This is a genomic window from Aeromonas sp. Lyrl_2 (genome assembly GCF_051948815.1).
In the GTDB taxonomy this organism is placed as follows: domain Bacteria; phylum Pseudomonadota; class Gammaproteobacteria; order Enterobacterales; family Aeromonadaceae; genus Aeromonas; species Aeromonas veronii.
On sequence record NZ_JAYJLJ010000032.1, the window covers coordinates 22,464 to 30,667 of the forward strand.

The window sequence follows — 8,204 nt, forward strand, 5'->3', positions numbered from 1 at the left end:
CGCCTTTTTTACGATTAGCCAACAAAACATCAACTTCCCCCCTACCATTCATCCGCCATTATTGGCAAAATCCAGCCCCCAATGAAGCTGGTCTGCCTCCTGCTGGCGCGAGCCTGCGGCCACCTCCAGATCTGCCACAATAACAACGACAACATTATCAACAAGAACATCGGAGCGTATTCCTATGGCCCGCAGAGACGTCCATACCCTAGATAGCGAAGTGGAGTTTCCTGCCGACGTACAACTGGTCTCCACCACTGACCTGCGCGGGGTGATCACCTACGCCAACCCGGCCTTTTGCGACATCGCAGGCTACACGGTCGATGAACTGGTGGGACACAACCACAATCTGGTACGCCACCCCGACATGCCCAAGGCCGCCTTCGCCGATCTCTGGGCCCGCCTCAAGGAGGGCAAACCCTGGCGCGGTATGGTAAAAAACCGCTGCAAGGATGGCCGTTACTACTGGGTAGATGCCTATGTGACCCCCATCTATGAAGGCAACAGGATCAGCGGCTACCAGTCGGTACGCTGCAAGCCCGAACCCCAATTCAAGCGCATCGCCGCTCAGACCTACCAGGCACTGCTCAAGGCCGAGCGCGGCAACAGCAGCAACCTCCCCTCTCTTGCCAAAGTACGCACCCCGGCCATTACCCTGCTGCTGCTCGGCCTGATGGGCTGGACCTTCGCCAGTCAAGGGGCCATGACCGTCCTGCTGATGCTGCTGCCCCTGTTGCTTATTGGCGGAGCCTACTGGCGCGAGCTCTTTGCCCTGCCCCACTATCTGCAGAAACTGGGCCGTGAATATGACAGTCTGACCCGGCTGGTCTACTCCGGTGACAACCCCGGCGCCATTGCCGATTTTCATATCAAGATGCTTCAAGCCCGCATCCGAACCGTGTTGGGACGGATCAACGATGCCACGGCACCTCTGCAAACCCTGGCCATCAATCTGAAGCAGGCCTCTCATCAAGCCTGTCTCGATATCAACGAGCAAGATGCCCAGACCCAGCAGATGGCTACGGCTATGACTCAGATGGCCAACACAGCTCACGAGATCGCCCGCAACATTCAGGACTCCAACGGTCAGGTCAACGAAGCTCGCAATCGTTGTGAACAAACCAACCAGCAGTTGAACCAGACCGAGCAGCAGATCGAACAGCTCGCCAAACAGGCTGAGCTGGCGTTCAACTCGGCAGTGGAGCTCGCCAGCGAATCCGAACGGATTGGCAGTGTCATGGGCGAGATCCAGGGCATCGCCGAGCAGACTAACCTGCTCGCCCTCAACGCCGCCATCGAAGCGGCTCGCGCCGGGGAGCAGGGCCGTGGTTTTGCGGTGGTCGCAGACGAGGTGCGAACTCTATCGACCCGCACCCACAAGGCGACCGAGCAGATCCAGGTCAGCATCAAGCAGATCCAGCACACTCTGGGACGCTGGAAGGGGATGATGCAGGAGAACCTGCAACAGACCCGCGCATGTGCCGAGATGACCCGCCAGGGCGCCAGCAGCCTCCATACCGTGCTGGCAGAGATAGAGCTGGTCACCGAACACTCCACCCAGATAGCCACCGCTGCAGAGCAGCAACAAGCGGTCGTGGAGGAGATCAGCCGCAGCATCCACCAGATCTCCGAGTACTCCCACGCCAACAGTCAGAAGATGCTGGATGTCGATCACTCAAGTCAGGCCCTGCTGGAACGGGCCAAGCAACTGAAGGGGCTTAGCCAGACCTTCGGCTGAATCATTGCCAGCCCCATGACAGAAGCGCCACAATGGCGCTTCTGTTGTTTTTGACGAATCGGGTTTATGAGCATTGAACCAAGTCCATCCCCATTGAACAAAACGGCCCGTATCGAAGCGATCATCGCCCTGATCCCGGCAGGCCGGGTGGTCAGCTATGGTCAGGTGGCCGATCTGGCCGGGCTGCCCGGACGGGCAAGACTGGTGGGCAAGGTGCTGCGGGAAACCGACAAGGTACTGCCGTGGCATCGGGTGCTGGGCGCTGCGGGCACTATCTCGTTACCGAAAGGATCGCCAGGCTTTGCCGAACAGACGGGACGCCTGCAGCAGGAGGGGGTCGTGGTGATCGGGGGGCGGGTCAGAATGAAGGAGTGGCAATGGCAGCCCGATCTGGCCGAGCTGCTTTTTCTACTGCCGTTTTGAGGGGATCACCGCCGGATCACTCCAGCGGCGCTAGGATCTCGTCGCTGCGCACCTGCACCGGTATGGTCTCATCCGCTCGCTGCAGCAGCACCAGCAGGCTCTGCCGGTCAACTTCCAGCACATAGGCCGCCCCTTCCCGAGTCATGCAGCTCATGCCCGGCCGGATCTCGTTAATCTCCATCTCAACCTCCTTGTCTACTTCGCGATTGATGACAGCTGCACTCCTTGCAGCTGTCTCAGTATACCGCTATCCATAAGCAAAGAGGCCCCTTGTCGGGGCCTCTTTTCATCACGCTTTTTTAGCCTTTGGCAAACTCTCTTGCCAGGTACCGTTGTCGTAGTGAGCGGTCCAACCGGTCGCCTTGCCGTTGACCTCGCTCATAACGTACTGCTCCTTGGTCTTGCGACTGAAGCGCACGATGGCGGGGTTGCCGTCCGGATCAGTGAGCGGGGCACCAGCCAGATACTTGTGCTTGGCGGAGATGCGATCCTTGAAGCGCTTGAGCTCTTCCACCAGCGGCGCGCGGGTCTCGCGGGATTTGGGGAAGTTGCTGGCCGCCAGAAACAGACCGGCAGCCCCGTCACGCAGCACAAAGTGAGCATCGGACTGGGTGCACTTGAGCTCTGGCAGCGGCACCGGATCCTCCTTCGGTGGCGCGATATCACCGTTTTTCAGGATCTTGCGGGTGTTCTTGCAGGTCTCGTTGGTACAACCCATGTACTTGCCGAAACGGCCGTTCTTGAGCTGCATCTCGGCTCCGCAACGGTCACACTCGATGCTCGGCCCTTCGTAGCCCTTGAGCTTGAACTGGCCCTTCTCGATTTCGTAGCCATCGCAATCCGGGTTTCGACCACAGACGTGCAGCTTGCGGCTGTCGTCGATGATATAGGCATCCATCGCTGTACCACAGACGCCGCAGCGGTGCTTGGCGCGCAGCGCTTCGGTTTCCGCCTCTTCACCGTCAGTGGCGGAGACAAACTCGTCGGCAGAGACCAGGTTGATGGTCTTCTTGCAGCGCTCTTTCGGCGGCAGGGCATAGCCGGAGCAGCCGAGGAACACGCCGGTGGTGGCGGTACGAATCCCCATCTTGCGGCCGCAATCCGGGCAGTCGATGTCGGTCATCACCATCTGATTGGCACGCATGCCGCCCTCTTCGGGCGCCTTGTCGGCCTTCTCCAGCTCCTGGGTAAACTCGGCGTAGAAGGCGTCCAGCACCTTCTTCCACTCAAGGCTCCCTTCGGCGATGCCATCGAGCTTGTCTTCCATCTTGGCGGTGAACTCGTAGTTCATCAGCTCGACGAAGTTCTCCACCAGACGATCGGTGACAATCTCGCCCATCTTCTCGGCGAAGAAACGGCGGCTCTCGACCCGCACATATCCGCGATCAACGATAGTGGAGATGATGGAGGCGTAGGTAGACGGACGGCCGATGCCGCGTTTTTCCAGCTCGCGCACCAGCGCGGCTTCGGTGAAACGGGCAGGCGGCTTGGTGAAGTGCTGGCGCGGATCCAGCTTGATCAGCTTCAGCACCTCGCCCACGGTCACCGCCGGCAGCTGGCTATCTTCGCCCTTGCGACCCATCGGCGGCAGGGCCTTGGTCCAACCGGCGAAGCGCAGGGTACGGCCACGAGCCTTGAGCTCGAACTCACCCGCCTTGACGGTCAGGGTAGAAGAGTCGTACTGAGCCGGGGTCATCTGGCAGGCAACGAACTGACGCCAGATGAGATCGTACAGACGCATGGCATCCGGCTCCATCCCTTCCAGCATCTCGGCAGTCACCTGTACGTTGGAGGGACGGATCGCCTCGTGTGCTTCCTGAGCATTGGCCTTGGCGCCATACAGATTCGGCTCGGCTGGCAGATAGGCCGCGCCATACTGCTCGCCTATATATTCACGCACCGCCTCAACCGCCTCTTTGCTGAGGTTGGTGGAGTCGGTACGCATATAGGTGATGTAACCCGCTTCATAGAGACGCTGGGCCATCATCATGGTTTTCTTGACCCCGAAGCTCAGACGGGTAGAGGCCGCCTGCTGCAGGGTGGAGGTGATAAACGGCGCGGACGGTTTGGAGCCGGTCGGCTTGTCTTCCCGGTTCACCACCTTGTAGTCGACCCCTTCCAGGGCTGCGACAGCGGCAAAGGTCTCGGCCTGGGTCACCGGCTTGAAGTCGGCACCATTGCGGCTGACCACTTCCATCCGCAGATCGCTCTTGTCGGCGGTCAGCAGGTCGGCATTGAGATCCCAGAATTCGACCGGAACGAACGCCTTGATTTCGCGCTCTTTATCGACGATGAGACGCACCGCAACGGACTGCACCCGACCGGCGGAGAGACCGCGAGCCAGCTTTTTCCACAGCAGCGGGGAAACCATGTAACCCACCACGCGGTCGAGGAAACGACGGGCCTGCTGGGCATTGACGCGGTCAATATTGAGTTCGGACGGCTGGGCAAACGCCTCCTTGATGGCGCTCTTGGTGATCTCGTTGAACACCACGCGCTTGTAGCGGCTGTCGTCGCCACCGATGATCTCGCGCAGGTGCCAGGCGATCGCCTCTCCTTCTCTATCCAAGTCGGTTGCGAGATAGATGGTGTCGGCTTTCTCGGCCAGACTTTGCAACTCGCTGACCACCTTCTCCTTGCCGGGCAAAATCTGGTAGTTAGCCTGCCAGCCAGCGGTCGGATTGATACCCATCCGGGCAAACAGGGCCTTGCGATCCTTGGCAGCCTTCTCGGATTCGCTCAACTTGATGCCGCGAATGACAGGTTTCTTGGGCTCGGTGCTGGCGCTGCCGCTGGTGGGCAGATCGCGAACATGACCAACGCTGGATTTCACCACGTAGTCCTTGCCCAGATATTTGTTGATCGTCTTGGCCTTGGCCGGAGACTCCACTATGACCAGTGATTTGCCCATGCTGTAACTATTATCCTCATTGCACCCGACGGGGTTGGTGTGCGGTTTTGTGGGGCTGTATAAGAGATTTGGCGCGAAAAAGCAATCTTGTGAGCAAATTTGCCTGACCAGCCCGAACCACACGGCTTCTTTTATTGCTTCTTTATTTATTAATGCGAAGGCAACAGGCCGGACGCAACCGCTTTTTCAATTTTCTGCCATACCGCCCCTCTTTTTATATCTGAAACGACATAAAAACGTCTGCTGGTTACCGGCTTGTTACAAAAACATAAAATCTCTTTATAATGGCCCAACCCCGACGCATTGCGCGCGGAAGGAACCGCTACCCATCATAAAAATCGAAAGGATGTACTCAATGAAGCACTTCGAGGTCAATTTCGACGGTCTGGTCGGCCCGACTCATAACTATGCTGGCCTCTCCTACGGCAACGTTGCCTCCCAGAGCAATGCCCAGGAGGCTTCAAATCCGAAAGAGGCCGCCAAGCAGGGGCTGCGCAAGATGAAGGCGCTGACCGAGCTTGGCATGACCCAGGGGGTACTGGCGCCACAAGAGCGTCCCGATCTCGCCACCCTGCGCCGCCTAGGCTTCACCGGCAACGATGCCCGGGTGCTGGAACAGGCCGCCAAGCAGGCTCCTGCCGTACTGGCTGCCTGCTATTCAGCCTCCAGTATGTGGACCGCCAATGCCGCCACCGTCTCTCCCAGTGCCGATACCCAGGATGGCCGCATTCACTTCACCCCCGCCAACCTGACCAACAAGTTTCACCGCTCTCTGGAGCCCGACGTCACGGGCCGTATCCTGCGCGCCGTGTTCAATAATGATCGCCACTTCAGCCACCACCTCCATCTGCCGGAGAATGACCACTTCGGCGACGAGGGGGCGGCCAACCACACCCGCCTCTGCCGTGCCTATGGCGAGGCGGGGGTCGAGCTGTTTGTCTATGGCCGCAGCGCCTTTGACTACTCCCGCCCGGCGCCGAAGCGCTACCCGGCCCGCCAGACTCTGGAAGCAAGCCAGGCCATCGCCCGCCTGCATGGCCTTGGCGAGGAGAGCGTGGTGTTTATTCAGCAAAACCCGGAGGTGATCGATCAGGGGGTATTCCATAACGACGTGATCGCGGTGGGCAACCAGAACGTGCTCTTCTTCCACCAGCAAGCGTTCCTCAACACCGAAGCGGTACTGACCGAGATCCGCGGCAAGTTTGGCGAGGGGAATTTGCACTTTATCGAAGTGCCGACCGCCGAGGTATCCGTGCTGGATGCGGTAAAATCCTATCTGTTCAACACCCAGATCCTCACCCTGCCGAGCGGCGAGATGGCCATTATCGCCCCCACCGAGTGCCGCGATAATCCGGCGGTGTCGGCCTATCTTGGCAAGCTGCTGACGCAGGAGACTCCGATCAAGGCGGTCCACTATATGGATGTGAAACAGAGCATGCGTAATGGTGGCGGCCCGGCCTGCCTGCGACTGCGGGTTGCCATGAACGATCAGGAACTCGCCGCGGTCAATCCGGCCTGCCTCATCAACGACAGCCAGTTTGCCCGCCTCGATGGCTGGGTCGATCGCCACTACCGCGACCGCCTGACCCTCGATGACCTGCGGGATCCGGCACTGGTGCAGGAGTCCCGCAGCGCACTGGACGAACTGACCCAGATCCTGAAACTGGGGTCGATCTACCCGTTCCAGCGCTAGATGTGATGCCAGGCAAGACCGCCAACGCTGGCGGTCTTCTGCTATCTGCCTCATCTTCAGCGCACTCGCCAGCTTGCACGGATGCTGTTTTGTGCAGAAAAGCAGCGCACAACTTGCTGATAAGCTTGAATTTTGAGCTGGATGTATCAAAAAATCGACGAACAGTCATTTTTTACTGCCAGATGCCTCATCAAGGGGTTCACAAAGCCTCTGGATCTGATAGTATGCGCCTCGCACTTGGGGAGGGGTTCCCGAGCGGCCAAAGGGATCAGACTGTAAATCTGACGGCTCTGCCTTCGAAGGTTCGAATCCTTCTCCCTCCACCATTCAAGTGCAAAAGTAGTGACAATCAGGAAATACCCCGTGGAGGGGTTCCCGAGCGGCCAAAGGGATCAGACTGTAAATCTGACGGCTCTGCCTTCGAAGGTTCGAATCCTTCTCCCTCCACCATTTCCCCGATTGCAATGGCTGAATACAATTTGCTTTGCCCCTGTGGAGGGGTTCCCGAGCGGCCAAAGGGATCAGACTGTAAATCTGACGGCTCTGCCTTCGAAGGTTCGAATCCTTCTCCCTCCACCATCATTCAAGAAAACCCGGCCTCGCGCCGGGTTTTCGCTTTCTGCTATCCCCCTCACACTTTTTCGGCATTGTCAGATCTGACAGTTGCAATTGCATCCCATCTTGCTCATCGTGGCATCATCGACATCAGAGTGTTCACATCATGTTTGAAGTCTGGGACGAGCATGGTCACGCCACCGGTCTGACATTGCAGGCGCTCAAAGTCAGAATCAGCAACGACTATCAGGGTGATCTGATGGTGCGCTACAGCAACAAGCTGGGACTCCCCACGACCCTCTTTCTGACCATTCATCAGGGCGTTGCCTATCAGCGCTTCAAAGCGGGCTCGCCAAAACTGGATTGGGAGTGGCTGGCCACTGCAGGCAATGGCCACAGCCCCCGCAATTTTATGAGCGAACAGTTTCCCGATTTTCAACTCGCACTGGATAATTGAACATCAGCAACTATCGCTAACCCACCATCAAAGATTCCCCAAAAGCTGATTTTCCATTCGCATGATATTCCTGCCAAATTGCATGATGACGTGGGGGCGAGTACAATCTCGCACCCCGAATATCCGGCGCATCTTCTGTAGATAGGCCCGGATATGCCGTCATCGGGTCGTGCTGCATTGAGCCTCCTCTCGGAGGGCATCTTGCACCGCAACTCAACCACTACGATGCCATCAGGTGGCATCGTCCTGATTTGCAATCCGAATCTAAACACAGCAAAACCAATAAAATCAACCAGTTACCCACCCTAAAAAAACCATATACACGATTCTATACACGGTGATAGTATCAGAATTGCATAGGTATCAATGGGAGCAGTTATGGCTGGTTTGTCTGAGTTCTTGAGTCTGCAATCTCGGGAAGAATTAG

General features: G+C 58.0%; 6 protein-coding genes and 3 tRNA genes. 7 read left to right on the forward strand and 2 right to left on the reverse strand.

Annotation, left to right across the window (positions count from 1 at the left end; translation table 11 throughout):
• Positions 1 to 184 precede the first annotated feature (184 nt).
• Together VF684_RS19670 and VF684_RS19675 are read left to right on the forward strand one after the other, a co-directional pair.
• Positions 185 to 1,738: a methyl-accepting chemotaxis protein gene (locus tag VF684_RS19670; protein ID WP_204381343.1), complete on the forward strand. Its 1,554-nt coding sequence runs from the start codon at positions 185 to 187 to the stop codon at positions 1,736 to 1,738.
• A gap of 66 nt (positions 1,739 to 1,804) precedes the next feature.
• Positions 1,805 to 2,161 (forward strand): MGMT family protein, encoded by a 357-nt coding sequence (locus VF684_RS19675; RefSeq protein WP_019446729.1) that lies wholly within the window; start codon positions 1,805 to 1,807, stop codon positions 2,159 to 2,161.
• A 16-nt stretch (positions 2,162 to 2,177) separates the two neighbouring features.
• Here the strand turns inward: VF684_RS19675 and VF684_RS19680 are convergent, their stop codons facing one another.
• Positions 2,178 to 2,342, reverse strand: coding sequence for a hypothetical protein (locus tag VF684_RS19680; protein ID WP_005334891.1), 165 nt, complete (start codon positions 2,340 to 2,342; stop codon positions 2,178 to 2,180).
• 108 nt (positions 2,343 to 2,450) lie between these two features.
• On the reverse strand, positions 2,451 to 5,072 hold the full coding sequence (gene topA / locus VF684_RS19685; RefSeq protein WP_100653220.1) for a type I DNA topoisomerase: 2,622 nt from the start codon (positions 5,070 to 5,072) through the stop codon (positions 2,451 to 2,453).
• A gap of 355 nt (positions 5,073 to 5,427) precedes the next feature.
• On the opposite strand from topA, the gene astB reads away from it, so the two are divergent.
• The 5 genes from astB (at position 5,428) to VF684_RS19710 (ending at position 7,777) form a co-directional block, all read left to right on the forward strand.
• Positions 5,428 to 6,765, forward strand: coding sequence for an N-succinylarginine dihydrolase (gene astB, locus VF684_RS19690; protein ID WP_100653219.1), 1,338 nt, complete (start codon positions 5,428 to 5,430; stop codon positions 6,763 to 6,765).
• A 241-nt stretch (positions 6,766 to 7,006) separates the two neighbouring features.
• Positions 7,007 to 7,091, forward strand: a tRNA-Tyr gene (locus VF684_RS19695).
• Positions 7,092 to 7,130: 39 nt separating this feature from the next.
• Positions 7,131 to 7,215, forward strand: a tRNA-Tyr gene (locus VF684_RS19700).
• 44 nt (positions 7,216 to 7,259) lie between these two features.
• Positions 7,260 to 7,344, forward strand: a tRNA-Tyr gene (locus tag VF684_RS19705).
• Positions 7,345 to 7,486: 142 nt separating this feature from the next.
• Positions 7,487 to 7,777: a hypothetical protein gene (locus tag VF684_RS19710; protein ID WP_040069073.1), complete on the forward strand. Its 291-nt coding sequence runs from the start codon at positions 7,487 to 7,489 to the stop codon at positions 7,775 to 7,777.
• The last annotated feature ends 427 nt before the right edge of the window (positions 7,778 to 8,204 follow it).